The organism is Nostoc sp., assembly GCF_036917235.1.
In the GTDB taxonomy this organism is placed as follows: Bacteria; Cyanobacteriota; Cyanobacteriia; order Cyanobacteriales; family Nostocaceae; genus Nostoc.
This window is the reverse complement of record NZ_JBALDU010000065.1, coordinates 45449-64889: the sequence shown is the minus strand read 5'-3', so window position 1 is coordinate 64889 and position 19441 is coordinate 45449. Positions and strand designations below refer to the sequence as shown.

The window sequence follows — 19441 nt, the reverse complement described above, 5'->3', positions numbered from 1 at the left end:
ATGCGGGGGCTGATAAATGCGTGTTAATGCTGTTGCGAGACGAACAACTGCTAATTAAAGGATTGATTACTCTGGGGACAGAACCAGTTGTATTGCAGCGCCTTCCTATTGAGGAAAATCAGGACATTCCCCTAAAGCTGATTTACAAAGTTAAGCACAACAGGCAGACTGCTGTAATAGTTGATGCAAGTGCCGATCTGACTTTAGCAAATGACCCGTATATCATGCGCCAGCAGCCTAAAAGTATCTTGTGCAGCCCGATTTTGCATCAAGGGAAGTTGATAGGCATTTTATATCTAGAGAATAATTTAGCAACCGGGGCGTTCACAAGCGATCGCGTCGAACTACTGAATTTACTTTGCGCTCAGGCGGCGATTTCTTTGGAAAATGCTCAATTGTATGAGCGATCGCTAGAATATGCCCAACAGCTAGAGCAGTCATTCGCCGAATCACAGCAAAAATCAGAAGATTTGCAACAAGCATTGCAAGATTTACAACAAGCTCAATTACAAATGGTGCAAAGTGAAAAAATGTCTGCACTAGGCAATTTAGTCGCTGGTGTAGCTCACGAAATGAATAATCCTCTCGGTTTTATTGCTGCTAGTCTAAAACAAGCTAAACCAACGTTTACTGATATTATCGAACACTTGAAACTATATCAATCAAGTTTACCCAACAAAAATGAGGAGATTATTGTTCACGAGTCAGAAATTGATTTGGAATACACATTAGAAGACTTGCCAAAAATGATTGATTCCATGACGATAGCGTGCGATCGCCTCAAAAATATCAGCACCAGTTTGAGAACTTTCTCCCGTGCTGATAGAGATTATAAAGTGCCGTTTAATATCCACCAAGGTCTTGATAGTACTATTTTGATTTTGAAACATCGTCTCAAAGGCAATGAACAACGTCCTGCTATTGAAGTTATCACAAACTATGGTAATTTACCTCAAATTGAATGTTTTCCTGGTCAATTAAATCAGGTATTTATGAATCTTTTAGCGAATGCTGTTGATGCATTAGATGAATTTAATCATGGACGCAGCTTTGAAGAAATTAAAGCTAATCCTAACTTGATTACAATTACAACCTCAGTCGAAAATAATCTAGTTAAAATTGCCATTACTGATAATGGTCAGGGGATGAGTGAACAAGTCAAATCAAAAATGTTTGACCATTTATTTACTACAAAAGCTGTTGGTAAAGGCACAGGTTTGGGATTAGCGATCGCTCGTCAAATTGTCGAATCAACTCACAGTGGTAAATTAAGTTTTAACTCAGTTCTAAATGAGGGTACAGAATTCATCATTGAAATTCCGGTATGATTTTTGGCGATTTTGAATTGTTCTCCACCAAAAGTTTCAGATCCCCGACTTCGCGAAGTCGGGGATCTTTTTTGGGAATACTAAATTTGGAAGTTTCACAGATTTAGCAACATGGTAAGTATCTTTGTCAATATTCCCGGATATCGCATTAGTGAAGAACTCTACAATGGTTCCAGAACTCTGGTTTATCGAGGATATCGAGAAACTGATTCATTACCAGTAGTGATTAAACTACTGAAAAACCCTTATCCCAACTTCTCGGAACTCTTGTCGTTTCGCAATCAGTACAGCATCGCTAAAAATCTCAACTCAGAGCTAATCACCCAAACTTATAGCCTAGAACCACACCAAAATGGCTATGCGCTGTTGATGGAAGACTTTGGAGGGATTTCTCTCAAGGAATGGAGGGTGGGGAGAAGCGGAGAATCTCTGATGGAGTTTTTGGAGATAGCGATCGCACTGTGCAATACCCTAGATATACTCTACCGAGAGCGGATTATTCATAAAGATATCAAACCAGCGAATATTTTAATTAATCCCGAAACCAAACAAGTTAAATTAATTGATTTTAGTATTGCATCTTTACTACCACGAGAAACGCAAACACTAATCAATCCCAACGTCTTAGAAGGGACACTTGCTTATATTTCCCCAGAACAAACAGGAAGAATGAATCGCGGGATTGATTACCGCACAGACTTCTATTCTTTAGGTGTGACATTCTACGAATTACTGACTGGAGTTTTGCCATTTCAATCAAACGATCCGATGGAGTTGGTGCATTGTCATATTGCAAAACAACCTGCTTCAGTTATTAGAGATGAAATACCGCAGGTGATTTCAGATATCGTCATGAAATTGATGGCGAAAAATGCAGAAGATAGATATCAGAGTGCATTAGGACTGAAGTTTGATTTAGAAAATTGTTTACATCAGCTACAAGTTTCTGGTAAGATTGAAAGCTTTGGAATTGCACAGAGGGATGTGTGCGATCGCTTCATCATTCCCGATAAACTTTATGGACGAGAAACCGAAGTATCAACTCTACTCCAAGCATTTGAAAGAGTCAGCCTTGGTGCAACAGAAATAATGCTCGTCGCAGGTTTCTCTGGTATTGGAAAAACAGCAGTTGTCAACGAAGTTCATAAACCAATTGTCAGACAACGTGGCTATTTTATCAAAGGCAAATATGACCAATTTCAACGCAATATTCCCTTTAGTGCCTTTGTGCAAGCATTCCGGGATTTGATGGGGCAATTGCTATCAGAATCAGATCGGCAAATACAAACCTGGAAAAATAAAATATTAGCCGCACTGGGAGACAACGGACAAGTTTTAATTGACGTAATTCCTGAATTAGAAAATATTATTGGCTCACAGCCCCCAGCTACAGAATTATCAGGAACGGCTGCCCAAAATCGATTTAATTTGTTATTGCCAAAGTTCGTGCAAATCTTCACAAGTATTGAACATCCTTTAGTGATGTTTTTAGATGACTTGCAATGGGCAGATTCAGCCTCGCTGAAATTGCTACAATTATTGATAGCAGAAACCGGACATTTATTGGTATTGGGTGCGTATCGAGATAACGAAGTGTCACCCGCTCACCCCTTCATTCTCACTGTAGATGAAATCGTCAAAACTGGCGCAGTAGTCAACACCATTACACTACAACCGTTAAATTTAGTCAATCTGAATCATTTGGTAGCAGATACGCTAAATTGCGAATTATCCTTAGCGCAACCTTTGACCGAATTGGTATACCAAAAAACTCAGGGTAATCCCTTCTTTGCCACCCAGTTTCTCAAATCATTGCATGAAGATCAATACATTACTTTTAACTGGGAAACACGACATTGGCAATCCGATATTGCGGCAGTCCGGTCGCTTTCTCTGACAGATGATGTCGTCGAGTTTATGGCACTACAATTACAGAAATTGTCGCTGACAACTCAGAATACTCTGAAACTGGCTGCTTGTATTGGGGCACAGTTTGATTTGAATACCCTGGCGATTGTTTCAGAAAAATCCCCGGAAATAATCGCAGATGATTTATGGAAAGCCTTACAAGAAGGTTTGATTATTCCGAATACAGAAATCTATAAGTTCTTTATTCAGTCTGACAGTACATTGCTTGCTGATACAGCAGCGAATCCAACTTATCGATTTTTACACGATCGCGTCCAACAAGCCGCCTATTCTCTGATTCCTGAAAATCAAAAACAGACGACTCATTACCAAATCGGACAACTGCTTTTACAACAGATTTCCTCATCAGGAATAGAAGACCGGATTTTTGAAGTGGTCAATCAATTAAATTATGGAACTGCTTTAATTAACCAACAAAGAGAACGAGAAGAACTAGCACAACTTAACCTCATCGCCTGTCACAAAGCCAAAGCCGCTACCGCCTATCAAGCGGCTCGTGAATATGCCGCAGTGGGATTATCTCTGTTGCGGGAAAACGGTTGGCAACAGCAGTATGAAATGACCCTCGCCTTCCATGAATTAGCAGCGGAAGTGGCAATGCTAGGCGGTGACTTTGAGTCGATGGAACAGTTCATTAAGATCGTCATTGAACAGGCACACTCTTTACTAGAAAAGGCCAATGTTTACCGCATTAGAATTGAAGCAAATATCTACCAGAATAAATCGACTGAAGCCCTTGCGATCGGATTAAAACTGCTGCAACAGTTGGGCGTAACGATGACCGAATCACCAACACCAGAAGATATTCAACAGTCAATTGAAGAGATTAGAGAACTGATTGGAGATCGGAAAATTGAAGATTTTGTTCACCTGCCAGTGATGACAGATGCGAACACAATTGCTATTATCCAGATTGCCAATAGCAGCTTACCAGCAGCTGTAACCTGTGGCTCTCCTTTGTTTTCATTACTGATTGCCCTATCAGTCAAATTATCCCTGCGGTACGGAAACATCTCTGCTTCAGCTTCTAGCTATGTTGGCTATACCCTCATTATGTGTAATTTCTTGCAAGATGTGGATTCAGCCATAGAGTTTGGCCAGTTGGCATTGAATGTAGTCTTAAAATTCGATGCGAAAGCGACTAAACCTGAAGTATTAGAGATATTGGGAGGGTTTGTCTTGCACCGAAAATCTCACATCAAAGCATCGTTACCTCTCTTAAGGGAGAGCTATGCAACAGGCCTAGAAGTTGGAAACCTGCAATTCGCCGGATATAGTGGATACTGTTTCTGCCTGAATGCTTTTTGGTGCAGTCAGCCCCTTGCCACTGTGGAACAGGATACACGCGCCTATTACAATGGTTTGGTGCAAATTAACCAATTAACATCGGCTAGTTGGTGTCTGATCTATTTACAATCGATCCTAAATTTACTGGGTTTCGCAGAGCATCCTACCATTTTATCTGGGTCAGTCTTCCAAGAAACGGAATTTCTGGCTCTGTTGCGGTCTGCCAATGACCTCTTTGGGTTGTCTCACTTCTATGTGTATAAATTGACCCTTTGCTTTTTGTTTAGCGAGTTTGAGTCGGCTAACAACCATGCGCTTGAGGCGAAACGCTATTTGAGTGTTACTGCGGGAATGGTCAGTGAAGCTGCATTTTATTTCTATGATTCTCTGATTTCTATGGAAATGTTAAGTCAACAGGTAGGCGAGGTGTCAACCTTACTAGAACGGGTGGCGCAAAACCAAACCAAGCTACAGCACTGGGCGCATCATGCCCCGATGAATTATCAGCATAAGGTTGATTTGGTAGAAGCTGAAAAATGTCGAGTCTTAGGACAGAAAAGTGAAGCAATTGAGCTATACGACAAGGCAATTTTTGGAGCCAAAGCCAACGAATACATTCAAGAAGAAGCGCTAGCCAACGAATTGGCAGCTAAATTCTACCTCGACTGGGGCAAACAGCGTATTGCCCAAGAATACATGACTGAAGCCTACTATGCCTATGCCCGTTGGGGTGCTAAAGGCAAGGTTGCTGACTTGGAAAGACGCTATCCCCAACTGCTTGCCCCTATATTACAGCAAACCCGTTCTCCCCTCTCAACTAACGAAACTATTTTCGCCTTGGGGAGTGTCACCTCCACTAGTTCCCCTAGTTCCAGCAGTAGCAGTGTTTCTGTAGCTTTAGATTTAGCTGCAATTCTCAAAGCTTCTCAAGCTATCTCAGGCGAAATCGAACTCGAAAAACTGCTTTCATCATTGCTTTCCATCATCATCGAAAATGCCGGGGCTGATAAATGCGTGTTAATGCTGTTGCGAGACTCGCGCCTGTTAATTAAAGGGTCAATTATTGAGGGTTCGGAACCAGTTGTGTTGCAGTGCCTTCTGGTTGAGGAGAGTCAAGATATTCCCCTGAAGCTAATTTACAAGGTCTTGCACAACAAGCAGACTGCTGTGCTAATTAATGCGATCGCCGATCCAACCTTAGCCTGTGACCCCTATATCATCCGTAAGCAGCCTAAGAGTATCTTGTGTAGCCCGATTTTGCATCAAGGTAAATTGATGGGCATTTTATATCTAGAAAACAAGTTAACAACGGGGGCGTTCACGAGCGATCGCGTCGAACTACTAAATTTACTTTGCGCTCAGGCGGCGATTTCTTTGGAAAATGCTCAATTGTATGAAAAATCACAAACCTACGCCCAGCAGCTTGAACAAGCCTTGCGAGAACAGCAAAAATTGGCAGCCTTAGTGCAAACCAGCACTGATTTTATCGGCATCGCCACGCTGACTGGACAAGCCATTTATCTGAATACAGCCGGACGACAGTTAGTTGGACTTGATAGCAATGCCGAAATCTCCAACTTTTATATGCGCGATTTTCACGCATCAGAAGACTTTGAGCGGATCGAGCAAGAAATCCTACCTCGCGTGATGCAGCAGGGTGTTGGTTATGGAGAGTGTAACTTTCGCCATTTCCAAACTGGGGAGTTGATTCCTACTGATTACTTACTCTTTACGATCAAAGATCCTCTCACCAATCAGCCACTTTATTTGGCATCGATTTCTCGAGATATTAGCGATGTCTACGACGAGCTTCGCTTACGCAAAAAAGCTGAACTTGCCTTACAACAAGCGCTAACTGATCTGCAAAACGCCCAATTACAAATGATCCAAAGTGAGAAAATGTCTGCGTTGGGTAATTTAGTTGCAGGTGTTGCTCACGAAATGAATAATCCTCTTGGTTTTATTGCTGCCAGTCTAAAACAAGCTAAACCAACTTTCGCCGATATTATCGAACACTTAAAACTATATCAAGAAAGTTTACCCAACAAAGCTGATGCAATTCTTAACCACGCCGAAGAAATTGACTTGGAATATACTTTAGAAGACTTGCCCAAGATGATTGATTCTATGTCTATGGCCTGCGATCGCCTAAAAAACATCAGCACCAGTTTACGTACTTTCTCTCGTGCAGACCAAGATTACAAAGTGCCTTTCAATATCCACCAAGGGATTGATAGCACTATTCTTATTCTCAAACATCGTCTGAAAGCTAACGAACAACGTCCTGCAATTGAAGTTGTCACCAATTACGGTAATTTACCTCAAATTGAATGCTTCCCCGGTCAATTAAATCAGGTGTTTATGAATGTTTTAGCAAATGCTATTGATGCCTTGGATGAATCTAGTCAGGAACGTAGCTTTGAAGAAATTAAACTCAATCCTAACTGCATTATAATTACAACCTCAATCGAAAATAGTCTAGTTAGAATTGCGATCGCGGATAATGGTAAGGGGATGGATGAAGAGGTAAAATCAAAAATATTTGACCATTTATTTACTACGAAAGCTGTCGGGAAAGGGACAGGTTTGGGGTTAGCGATCGCTCGGCAAATTGTCGAATCAACCCACAGCGGAAAATTGAGTTTTAACTCAGTTATAGGTCTAAGTACAGAATTTATCATTGAAATCCCAGTATAAGTTTTGTATTTAATGTTAAACACGCTTCAGATATCTGGGAATACTAAACCTGGAAATCTAAGGATTTAGCAGTATGGTTAGCACTCTTGTCAGTATTCCCGGATATCGCATCAGCGAAGAACTCTACAATGGTTCGAGAACCGTAGTTTATCGCGGCTATCGGGAGGCTGACTCATTACCTGTAGCCATTAAATTGCTGAAAAATCCATATCCAGATTTTAACGAACTCTTGTCGTTTCGGAATCAATACACCATTGCTAAAAATCTCAACTCTCCCCTGATCGTCCAAACCTACAGCCTCCAAGCATACCAAAATGGCTATGCGCTGGTGATGGAAGACTTTGGGGGGATTTCTCTCAAGGATTGGGAAGTTAAGGCAAGGGGGCAATCTCTACAGGATTTTTTAGAAATTGCGATCGCACTGTGCAATACCTTAGATATACTCTACCGAGAGCGGATTATTCATAAAGATATCAAACCCGCCAATATTTTAATTAATCCCGAAACCAAACAAGTTAAATTAATTGACTTTAGTATTGCATCTTTACTCCCACGGGAAACGCAGACATTAATCAATCCCAATGTATTAGAAGGGACACTCGCTTATATTTCCCCAGAACAAACAGGAAGAATGAATCGGGGAATTGACTACCGCACTGATTTTTATTCTTTGGGTGTGACATTCTACGAATTACTGACTGGAGTTTTGCCATTTCAATCAAACGATCCAATGGAGTTGGTGCATTGTCATATTGCAAAACAACCTCCTTCAGTTACTAGAGATGAGATACCCCAGGTGATTTCAGATATCGTCATGAAATTGATGGCGAAGAATGCGGAAGAGAGATATCAGAGTGCCTTGGGACTGAAATTGGATTTAGAAAAATGTTTATATCAGCTACAAGTTTCTGGTACCATTGAAAACTTTCTGATTGGACAACGGGATGTGTGCGATCGCTTCATCATTCCCGACAAACTCTACGGACGAGAAACCGAAGCAGAAACTTTACTGCAAGCATTTGAGCGAGTCAGTCTTGGTGCAACAGAAATGATGCTGGTAGCAGGTTTTTCGGGTATTGGAAAAACCGCCGTTGTCAACGAAGTTCATAAACCAATTGTTCGGCAACGCGGTTATTTTATCAAAGGAAAATATGACCAATTTCAACGCAATATTCCCTTCTCTGCTTTTGTACAAGCATTTCGGGATTTAATGGGGCAATTGTTAACCGAAAGTGATGTCCAACTAGAGCAATGGAAAAATCAAATATTAGAAACTGTTGGAGAGAATGGTCAGGTAATTATTGAAGTCATTCCCGAATTAGAAAAAATCATTGGCGAACAACCACCAGCAGTAGAATTATCAGGAACGGCAGCCCAAAATCGCTTTAATTTATTGTTTCAAAAATTCACCCAAGTCTTTACTAGCGCCGAACATCCATTAGTGATGTTTTTAGATGATTTACAATGGGCTGATTCAGCATCATTAAAGTTGATGCAGCTATTAATGGCTGATACAGGTCATCTTTTCATCATTGGTGCTTATCGAGATAACGAAGTCAATCCAGCCCATCCATTAATGTTGACTTTGAGTGAAATCCAAAAAAACCAAGCAATCATTAACACTATTACTTTAACACCCCTGAGTCAATCCCAAATCAATCAATTAGTCGCTGATACCCTAAAAAGTACAGCAAATTTGGCATTACCCCTTTCACAATTAGTCTATCAAAAAACTAAAGGCAACCCATTTTTTGCCACCCAATTTCTCAAAGCCCTACACGAAGAAAATCTCATTCAATTTAACTTGGAGTTAGGCTGTTGGCAATGCGATCTGTCCAAAATTAATCAACAAGCCTTGACCGATGATGTTGTAGAATTTATGGCGTTGCAATTAGAGAAGTTACCTTTAGCAACCCAGAATATTCTGAAGTTAGCCGCTTGTATTGGCAATCAGTTCGAGCTAACAACATTAGCAATTGTTTCAGAACACTCAGAAGTAGAAACCGCAGCCAATTTATGGAAAGCATTGCAAGAAGGATTGATTTTACCGCTCAGTGATGTTTATAAATTTTATGTAGGGGCAGAAAGTCAAGCCGTTACTTCAGAAAAGTCTCAAAATGTTACCTACAAATTTTTACACGATCGCGTTCAACAAGCAGCCTATTCCCTAATTCCTGATGACCAAAAACAAACGACTCATTACCAAATCGGACAACTGCTTCTACAACAGATTTCCACACAAGCTAGAGTTGACCGGATTTTTGAAGTGGTCAATCAATTAAATCACGGAACTGCTTTAATTACCCAACCAACTCAACGAGAAGAATTAGCTGGACTTAATTTAATTGCCTGTCGCAAAGCTAAAACTTCAACCGCCTATCAAGCAGCGCGTGAATATGCGACAGTGGGATTGTCTTTGTTGTCAGAAAATACTTGGCAGCAGCAGTATGAAATGACCCTCGCCTTATATGAATTAGCTGCGGAAGTAGCAATGCTAAATGGCAACTTTGAGGCGATGGAACAGTTTATTGATATTGTCATTCAACAAGCACGCTCCTTACCTGAAAAAGTCAATGTTTACTGTATTAGAATTCAATCTCATATTTCCCAAAGTAAACTGACATCAGCGATCGCGATCGCCCAACCAATTTTACAACAGCTTGGTGTCACCTTTCCTGAAACACCGACACCATCAGATATTCAACAGGAAATCCAACAGATTGAGGAACTCATTGGAGATAGGGAAATCGCTGATTTGGTTCACTTGCCTGAGATGACGGATGCAGAAAAACTTGGTACTCTTAAAATTGTCAATTTCCTTATCCCGGCAGCTTATCTCTCTGGCTCTGCACTGTACCCATTGCTGAATAGTTTGTCCGTTAAACTATCAATTCAGTACGGTAACACATCGACTTCTGCTTTAGGCTATGCGACCTATGGCAATATTCTCTTCAATTTCTTACAAGCCATAGATACAGGATCGCAGTTTGGTTCCCTGGCACTCCAGATTATTTCAAAACTCGATGCCAAAGCAAGTAAAACAGATGTTTTGATGATCTTGGGGATATTTATTGTACACCGCAAATCTCACATTAAAGAAACACTACCCCTCTTGCAAGAGGGTTACACCAGTGCCTTAGAATTTGGAAACCTGGTACTTGCTGGATATAACGGGCACACTTTTTGTCTCAATTCTTTTTGGTACAGTCAATCCTTGGCTACCTTAGAGCAGGATATTTGCGCTTACTGCCATAGTTTGACGCAATTAAATCAATTAACAACCGCAAATTATTGCCGGATTTATTGGCAACCTGTTTTAAATCTGTTAGGTGTTGCAGAACATACCACCCTTTTGTCTGGGAAAGCCCTTGAAGAAACAGAATTTCTCCAGCAGCTAGAGTCTGCCAAAGATGGATATGGATTGTATATTTTCCATTTGTATAAACTAATGCTTTGTTTCTTGTTTGGAGAAATTGAGCCAGCGAAAAATCATGCTATTGAAGTCAGGCGCTATTTTATGGCTGGTGCGGGATTAGTCACCGAACCAGTATTTTATCTTTATGATTCTCTGCTAACTCTGGCACAATTAAATCCACAGTTAGATGAAGCATCAGAAGAATTGCAGGGTGTCATAGAAAACCAAACCAAGTTACAGCAATGGGCGTATCATGCACCCATGAATTATCAACATAAGGTTGATTTGGTAGAGGCGGAAAAATGTCGAGTGTTAGGGCAAAAAGCCGAAGCAATTGAGTTTTACGACAAGGCGATAACTCTAGCCAAAGCCAACGAATATACCCAAGAAGAAGCACTTGCTAACGAACTGGCAGCAAAATTCTACCTAGATTGGGGCAAAAAGCGCATAGCCGGGGAATACATGATTGCAGCCTACTATGCATATTCTCGTTGGGGTGCAAAAGCCAAAGTAGCCGACTTAGAAAAACGCTATCCGCAACTACTTACACCTATATTAGAGCAAACCCGTTCTCCTTTCTCAACTCACGAAACTCTGTTCACATTGGGTAGTGTCACCTCCACCAGTTCAGCCACATCCAGTAGTAATGTTTCTCTGGCTTTAGATTTAGCTAGTATTCTCAAAGCTTCTCATACTATTTCCGGTGAAATCGAACTGGAAAATCTACTTTCATCGTTGCTTTCGATCGTCATCGAAAATGCGGGGGCTGATAAATGCGTATTAATGCTTATGCGAGACTCGCGCCTGTTAATCAAAGGGTCAATTACCACAGATTCAAAGCCAGTTGTCTTGCAGCGTATTCCCATTGAAGATAGCCAGGACATTCCCCACAGACTGATTTACAAAGTCTTGCATGAGAAGCAAACTGCTGTAATAGTTGATGCCAGTGCCGATCGCACCTTAGCCAATGACCCCTATATCATCCGTCAGCAGCCCAAGAGTATCTTGTGTAGCCCGATTTTGCATCAAGGGAAGTTGATGGGCATTTTATATCTAGAAAATAATCTAGCAACGGGGGTGTTTACAAGCGATCGCGTCGAACTTCTGAATTTACTCTGCGCCCAAGCCGCGATTTCTTTGGAAAATGCTCGACTTTATGAGCGATCGCTAGAATATTCCCAACAGCTAGAGGAATCACTCAACTCATTGAGTGCGAGTAACTCTCGCTTCCATAGCTTGGTAAACAATGTGCCTGGGGTAGTTTTTCAATATCCCATGAGTGCCGATGGGGTTATATCGTTGAGCTACATCAGTGCTGACTGTTACAGCTTACTGGAAATTACCCCAGAGCAAGCTATGTCTGATTGGCAGTTTTTCCAAAATATGGTGCATCCAGATGACATCGCAAGTTTTCTACAGTCCCAAACTCACACCATTCAAACCGAATCTCTCTGGCACTGGTCAGGGCGAATTATCACCCCATCAGGAATTATCAAGTGGATTCATGGGGAATCTCAAATCCAAAGATTTGCCGATGGGTCTATGGTTTGGGATGGATTGTTTTTGGATATTAGCGAACAGCAAGCTGCGCTACACGAACGCAAACGAGCAGAGCAAGAACTGCAAAATGCCCAATTACAAATAGTGCAAAGTGAAAAAATGTCTGCGTTGGGTAATTTAGTCGCAGGGGTAGCTCACGAAATGAATAATCCTTTGGGTTTTATTGCTGCCAGTCTAAAACTTGCTAAACCCACCCTAGCTGATATTGTTGAACATCTCGGACTATATCAAAAAAGTTTACCCAACAAAAATGAGGAAATCAAAGACCACGCCGAAGAAATCGACTTGGATTATAGCTTATCAGACTTACCCAAGATGATTGATTCTATGTCGATGGCCTGCGATCGCCTCAAAAACATCAGCACCAGTTTACGTACTTTCTCTCGTGCAGACCAAGATTACAAAGTGCCTTTCAATATCCACCAAGGGATTGATAGCACTATTCTTATTCTCAAACATCGTCTGAAAGCTAACGAACAACGCCCCGCAATTGAAGTTGTCACCAACTACGGTAATTTACCTCAAGTAGAATGTTTCCCTGGTCAATTAAATCAGGTATTTATGAATCTTTTAGCGAATGCTATTGATGCATTAGATGAATTTAATCATGGACGCAGCTTTGAAGAAATTAAAGCTAATCCTAACTGCATTACAATTACAACTTCAATCGAAAATGATTTAGTTAAAATTGCCATCACTGATAATGGTCAGGGGATGAATGAACAAGTCAAATCCAAAATATTTGACCATTTATTTACGACGAAAGCTGTCGGAAAAGGAACGGGGTTAGGGTTAGCGATCGCTCGGCAAATCGTTGAAGAAACCCACGGCGGAAAATTAAGTTTTAACTCGGTTCTAGGTGAGGGTACAGAATTTACCATTGAAATTCCGGTATGAATCTCGGACACTCTTTGTTCGCACCGTGTCTCGTAGAGAAGGGATGGGATTAGCGCCGATTTTCTTTGACTCTAAATCCTCAAAATTTCAAGTCGTAAAGCGACGGGTTCGCTTTATATCTGGGAACACTATATCTGGAGTCTTAAAGATTTAGCAGTATGGTTAGTACGAGAGTCAATATTCCCGGATATAAGGTTAACGAAGAACTCTACAATGGTTCTAGAACCATTGTTTATCGAGGGTATCGAGAGACTGACTCATTACCCGTAGTGATTAAGTTGCTGAAAAATCCTTATCCGAGTTTCAGCGAACTTTTGTCGTTTCGTAATCAGTACACCATAGCTAAGAATCTCAACTCACCTCTGATCGTCCAAACCTATAGCCTAGAACCGCATCAAAATGGTTATGCGCTAGTGATGGAAGACTTTGGGGGAATTTCTCTCAAAGAGTGGAGAATGGGGGGAAGCGTAGAATTTCTGATAGAGTTTTTGGAGATAGCGATCGCACTGTGCAATACCTTAGATATACTCTACCGAGAGCGGATTATTCATAAAGATATCAAACCCGCCAATGTTTTAATTAATCCCGAAACCAAACAAGTTAAATTAATTGACTTTAGTATTGCATCCCTACTACCACGAGAAACGCAAACACTAATTAATCCCAATGTCTTGGAAGGGACACTTGGTTATATTTCTCCTGAACAAACAGGAAGAATGAATCGGGGGATTGACTATCGGACTGATTTATATTCTTTAGGTGTCACTTTTTACGAACTACTTACGGGTGAATTACCCTTCCATTCAAACGACGCGATGGAGTTGGTACATTGTCATCTAGCAAAACTTCCACCATCCCTTCAGGAAGTTAAAAGTCAAAAGTCAAAAGTTAAAAGTGAAGAGATTCCGCAAGTGTTGTCAGATATTGTCATGAAATTGATGGCAAAAAATGCTGAAGACCGCTATCAGAGTGCATTAGGACTGAAATTTGATTTAGAAACTTGTTTATCTAAACTCCAAGAAACTGGTGAAATTAAGCATTTCCCAATTGCTCAACGGGATCTGTGCGATCGCTTTATTATCCCTGATAAACTTTATGGACGAGAAACAGAAGTAGAAACTCTCCTGCAAGCATTTGAGCGAGTTAGTACAGGTGCGACAGAAATGATGCTGGTGGCTGGTTTTTCGGGTATTGGTAAAACCGTTGTAGTTAACGAAGTTCATAAACCAATCGTCAAAAAACGCGGTTATTTTATCAAAGGGAAATATGACCAATTTCAACGAAATATTCCCTTTAGTGCTTTTGTGCAAGCCTTCCGCGATTTAATGGGGCAATTATTAACCGAAAGCGATGCTCAAATCCAGCAATTTAAAACCAATATTTTAGCTGCTGTAGGTGATAATGGACAGGTAATTATTGAAGTTATCCCCGAATTAGAAAGAATTATTGGTAAACAACCACCTGCTACAGAATTATCAGGAAATGCCGCTCAAAATCGGTTTAATTTATTATTTCAGAAATTTACCCAAGTCTTTACCAGTGAAAAACATCCATTAGTGATGTTTTTAGATGATTTGCAATGGGCAGATTCAGCATCGTTGATGTTAATACAGTTATTAATGGCTGATACAAAACATCTTTTTTTAATTGGTGCTTATCGTGATAACGAAGTCAATTCCGCACATCCATTAATGTTGACTTTGAATGATATCCAAAAAACAGCAGCCACAATTAATACAATTACTTTAGCGCCTCTGAGTCAATTGCAAGTGAATCAATTAGTGGCTGACACACTTAAATGTACAAAAGATTCGGCATTACCTGTTTCTCAATTGGTATTTCAGAAAACTCAAGGTAATCCGTTTTTTGCCATCCAGTTTCTCAAAGCATTACACCAAGATGGATTAATTGAATTTAACTACCCCCCTTTCTCCCACGCCAGTTGCTACAACGGGGGAGACACCCACAACGCACTGGCTCCCCTTAGTAAGGGGGGAAGTGAAGGGGGGTGGCAATGTGATATCACCAAAATAAATCAGCAAGCGGTGACAGATGATGTTGTTAAATTCATGGTATTTCAATTACAGAAACTACCTCAATCAACTCAAAATGTATTGCAGTTAGCAGCTTGCATTGGCAATCAATTTGATTTAGCAACTTTGGCGATTGTTTGGGAGTCATCAGAAATTGAAACAGCTGCTAGTTTATGGAAAGCTTTACAAGAAGGGTTGATTTTACCAATTAGTGATGTTTATAAATTTTATCAGGGAGAAAATCACGATCGATTGGCGCTGTCAACTGGGAATACCAATAAACAATTAGCCAAATATAGATTTTTACATGACAGAGTACAACAAGCTGCCTATTCTCTAATTCCTGATAACCAGAAACAAGCAACTCATCTCAAAATTGGTCAATTACTTCTACAAAATTCCTCTCAAATAGAACAAGAAGAAAAACTGTTTGATATTGTTGGACATTTGAATTTAGGGCAAGAGTTGATTGCCCAATCAAACGAGCGAGAAGCCTTGGCTCGACTTAACTTAGCAGCAGCAGGTAAAGCTAAAAATTCTACTGCTTATGCTGCTGCCAGAGCCTATTTACAAACTGGGATTGAGCTACTCACAGTGAATTGCTGGCAAGATCAATATGAATTGACCCTGAGTCTCTATGTTGCCGCCGCCGAAGCCGCCTACTTAAATGCTGACTTTGATGGCATGGAACAGATAGCAGTAAAGGTGTTGCAATCAGCCCAGACGATTTTAGACAAAGTTAAAATTTACGAAATTCAAATTGCTGCCCAGACAGCCCAGAGCAGACTATTAGAAGCGATCGCAGTTGGCAGAGATGCCTTAAAGCAATTGGGAGTTGAGCTACCCATTGAGCCAAACAATGCTGAGATTGGTAAAGCTTTACAAGTCCTTGCTAATCAACTTGCAGGCAAACGAATTGAGGAACTAGCTGACTTACCAATGATGGCCGATCCTCAAGCACAGGCAGCCATGCAACTGTTAGGAATGTTGTTTGCACCTGTTTTTCAGGGAATGCCGGGTTTATTGCCCCTGATTAGCTGCACAATGGTGACTCTATCGCTTCAGTTTGGGAATACGCCCGCCTCCACTGTGGGGTATGGGCTGCACGGAATGGTGCTGTGTGCCTTTTTGGGAGAGGTTGAAGGGGGCTACGGTTTTGGGCAATTGGCATTGAATTTGCTGGATCGGTTCAATGTGCGGGAATTCAAATCCATAATTTCCATGTTGTTTGGTGGCTTTATTCAGCATCACCAAGAAGCTCTCTCGGCAACGATACCGTTGCTGAAAGCTGGTTTTACCTCTGGTATGGAAACTGGCGATTTTTTACACGCTGGCTATAACGTATGTTGTTACAGCTATGCGGTCTTTTGGAGTGGCTCTGAACTTAGCAATTTGGAATTAGATATCGCAAGTTACAACGCCGCTTTAACTCAGGCGAAGCAACATTCTGCCCAGACTTATGTAAGTATTATGCGGCAGGCGGCACAGAACTTCAGAGAAACCCAAATTCAGCCCGATTGTTTGAGCGGCACTATCTACGATGAAACGGTGATGATTCCCAAACATCGTCAGGCTAATGAACTCACGGTGATGGCTGAGTTATATATCTACAAACTGTTGCTTGCCTATTCTTTTGGTGATTACAAAGCTGCGATCGCTTACATTGAGGAAGGGGAAAAGTATTTACTTGCCGTATCAGGATTGATTTTTGTTCCAATTTCCCATTTTTATGCAGCCCTAACGCACCTAGCCCTATTTTCCACCCAGCCAGAAATTGAACTTTCCGTAATTCTCGCCCAGGTAGAAATCCATCAAACCACTCTGTACCGTTGTGCGCAAAATGCTCCCACAAATCATCTGCATAAATGGCATTTAGTTGAGGCTGAAAAACAACGAGTGTTGGGCAAGAAAGCAGAAGCACTTGAAAATTACGATCGCGCCATAACTCTAGCTAAAGCCAACGGCTACATCCAAGAAGAAGCACTTAGCAATGAACTAGTAGCCAAATTTTATTTCGATTGGGGTAAAGAAAGAGTTGCCCAAGCATATATGCAAGAAGCATACTACTGTTACGCTCGTTGGGGTGCAAAAGCCAAAATAGAAGACCTAGAAAAACGCTATCCCCAACTACTCCAATCGATTCTGCAACAGCAACGAATCAACTTCAATACCTTAGAAACTATTAGCTTTCGTGGCACTTCCTCATCTACTCGCACTTCTACCACTGGCAGCACTAGTATTTCTCATGCACTAGATTTTACCTCTGTCCTCAAAGCCGCTCAAGCTATCTCCAGTTCTCTGGAATTAGATCAACTCATTGCCAGCTTGACTCAGATTATCTTAGAAAATTCTGGCGCCAAGAAAGCTGTACTAATTCTTCCCCAAGATGAGGACACTGCCGTGCGGGGGGAACCCTTGTTGAAGAAAGTGTCTGGTGATAATTGGCAAGTTAGGGCAATTACCTTTATCAATCATGACCAAATACAAACTATTCTGGAGCCACAATCACTCGCTAATTGTCAAGATATTCCCGTAAAAATTATCAATTACGTCAAAAATACTCAACAAACAGTTGTTATAGACAATTGTAAAACAGATACTATTGGGTTGATTGGGGAATATATGCAGCGAACACAACCCCAGAGTGTATTATGTACCCCGATTCTTAATCAAGGGCGTTTAGTAGGGATTCTTTATCTAGAAAATCAACTGACTCAAGGGGTATTTACTAGCGATCGCCTTTCTCTTGTAAATTTCCTCTGCACTCAAGCCGCAATTTCTTTGGAAAATGCCCAGTTATATAATCATCTCCAGGAGCGAGAAAAGTTCCTCAGTAGTATTTACGAAGGTGTTGGTTGTCTGATCTGTGTGATTGATGTCCGGGATAATGGTAAGTTTGAGTACACAGGATGGAGTAAATCGTGCGAATTAGCAGTTGGTATACCTGCTTCGGAAGTACTAGGTAAAACTCCCCAAGACTTGCATGGTGATGAAGGTGCAGTAGTATCTCAAAATCATCTGCGCTGTTTCCAAACCGGAATACCCATCACCTATGAAGAATGTCTAACATTTAATCATCAAAAAACTTGGTGGTTAACCACACTCAGTCCATTAAAAGATGAGACGGGCAAAGTTTATCGCATAGTTGTAACAACTATTAATATTAGCGATCGCAAACAAGCTGAATCAGCGGTTACAGAAAAATCTCAAGCCCTTGGAACAGCCTTAGAAGATTTACAACAAGCCCAATTACAAATTGTTCAAAGTGAGAAAATGTCAGCACTGGGTAATTTAGTTGCTGGCGTAGCCCATGAAATGAATAATCCTTTGGGTTTTATTGCTGCAAGTCTCAAACAAGCTAAACCCACTATTGCTGATGTTGTGCAACACTTGAAACTTTATCAAGAAACTTTACCTAATCCGGGTGCTGAAATTATTGACCATGCAGAAGAAATTGACTTAGATTATAGTTTAGAAGATTTACCCAAGGCAATAGATTCAATGGTGATGGCGTGCGATCGCCTCAAAAATATCAGCACTAGTTTAAGAACTTTCTCCCGCGCTGATAAAGATTATAAAGTGCTATTTAAAATTCATGAAGGGATTGAAAGTACAATTTTAATTCTCAAACATCGCCTCAAAGCCAATGAGCAACGTCCAGCAATTGAAGTAATAACCGATTATGGTAATTTGCCTCAAGTTGAATGTTTTCCTGGACAATTAAACCAAGTATTTATGAATATCCTAGCTAATGCCATTGATGCCTTAGATGAGTCGAATACCGGGCGGAATTTTGCAGAAATCCAAGAAAACCCTAACAAGATTAAAATTCAAACCTCATTGCAAGATAATCAGGTGAAAATAACGATTGCTGATAATGCTAATGGCATGAATGAAGCAGTCAAGCAAAAGATATTTGACCATTTGTTTACGACGAAATCTGTAGGAAAAGGAACGGGTTTAGGATTAGCGATCGCCCGTCAAATTGTTGTGGAAAAACACGGTGGTTCAATACACTGCAACTCCTCCCCAGGAAAAGGTACAGAGTTTGCGATCGCAATTCCAGTACGGCAATGAAGAAGAATTCAGGAGCGGAGCTGGAGACGCTCCGCCTCCAGTCAGAATCAAGACGCTCTCTACGAGACGCTAAAAGCGTAGCTTTTTTAACCACGAAGTTGTACTAATACAGCACTCGGAAATAAACATACCATTTCAAATGGTACAAGAGCTTGGAATAAAATTCTTTTGACTTTTGACTTCCGCCTTGCAGTACTGATTTGCCGCCGCTTTGGATG

At 40.9% G+C, this 19441-nt stretch carries 4 protein-coding genes; all 4 read left to right on the top strand.

The genetic code is table 11. The features are described from left to right. The first annotated feature begins 26 nt into the window (after positions 1-26). The 4 genes from V7K44_RS33230 (at position 27) to V7K44_RS19015 (ending at position 19223) form a co-directional block, all read left to right on the top strand. On the top strand, positions 27-1328 hold the full coding sequence (locus V7K44_RS33230) for a GAF domain-containing sensor histidine kinase (RefSeq protein WP_442940702.1): 1302 nt from the start codon (positions 27-29) through the stop codon (positions 1326-1328). A gap of 111 nt (positions 1329-1439) precedes the next feature. Beyond that, positions 1440-7241: an AAA family ATPase gene (locus tag V7K44_RS19025; protein WP_334933469.1), complete on the top strand. Its 5802-nt coding sequence runs from the start codon at positions 1440-1442 to the stop codon at positions 7239-7241. A 73-nt stretch (positions 7242-7314) separates the two neighbouring features. Continuing rightward, positions 7315-13113, top strand: coding sequence for a trifunctional serine/threonine-protein kinase/ATP-binding protein/sensor histidine kinase (locus V7K44_RS19020; RefSeq protein WP_334933468.1), 5799 nt, complete (start codon positions 7315-7317; stop codon positions 13111-13113). Between the two features lie 158 nt (positions 13114-13271). Then, a complete protein-coding gene (locus V7K44_RS19015; protein ID WP_334933467.1) occupies positions 13272-19223 on the top strand; it encodes an AAA family ATPase in 5952 nt (1983 codons plus the stop codon). The last annotated feature ends 218 nt before the right edge of the window (positions 19224-19441 follow it).

Bases quoted from the DNA above. Each gene is read 5' to 3' on its own strand.
- V7K44_RS33230 (WP_442940702.1), top strand. From the start codon at position 27: ATGCTGTTGCGAGACGAACAACTGCTAATTAAAGGATTGATTACTCTG.
- V7K44_RS19025 (WP_334933469.1), top strand. From the start codon at position 1,440: ATGGTAAGTATCTTTGTCAATATTCCCGGATATCGCATTAGTGAAGAA.
- V7K44_RS19020 (WP_334933468.1), top strand. From the start codon at position 7,315: ATGGTTAGCACTCTTGTCAGTATTCCCGGATATCGCATCAGCGAAGAA.
- V7K44_RS19015 (WP_334933467.1), top strand. From the start codon at position 13,272: ATGGTTAGTACGAGAGTCAATATTCCCGGATATAAGGTTAACGAAGAA.